The organism is Anaerosporobacter sp., from assembly GCF_965301125.1.
The window spans coordinates 10,705-11,320 of the sequence record NZ_CBDLAM010000106.1 but is presented as its reverse complement, the minus strand read 5'-3'; the positions used below and the strand labels follow the sequence as shown (position 1 = coordinate 11,320).

1 protein-coding gene is annotated in these 616 nt (G+C 30.8%); it reads right to left on the bottom strand.

Features of this window, described 5'->3' with window-relative positions; all coding sequences use genetic code 11:
* Positions 1 to 91: 91 nt before the first annotated feature.
* A partial coding sequence (locus tag ACW2QF_RS12175; protein ID WP_455716276.1) for a GNAT family N-acetyltransferase occupies positions 92 to 616 on the bottom strand: 525 nt, incomplete at its 5' end.

Here is a 616-nt window from a genome sequence, read left to right as displayed (position 1 = left end):
CTGATAAATAATCTACTTTCAAAAAAACATTGTATATCGTCTGTTGTCCCGAATTGAGGACAGTTGAGAATTAAAATCTCCTAATATGATTTTAACATTCCATATAAAAGTTAATAACTTCCACCTTGCCATCCATTGTTATATCCCCTATATTAAAACCACATTTTTCGGTATAAAACCTTACATTCTCAATCTTATCTGCTGGTGTAACCAGCGTTATCTTTTTCCAATCATGGCGGGAGTGTATTATATGTTTAAATGCTTGCGTACCAATACTTTTTCCTTGATATTCTGGTATAACACATAAACAACCTAAGTAATATTCACCATCACCTTTATTTTGTACCGATATAACCCCTACAGGTCTATCATTACAAATAATTATTTCCTTTGGTACATTCATAATAGATTGTTGCATTTGTTCTTCTGTTCTCCCATATGCTGGGCATTCACCATATCTTATATAGTCATCATAAAATGAACTATCATAAAGATTTATCAATAACAACGCATCTTCCTTTTTTGCGCTCACATATTCTAATTTCATATTTTGCACTCCTATAAAACATTTTTTACTGTAATATACATAAATAGTTGATTTATAATCGCCATCAAC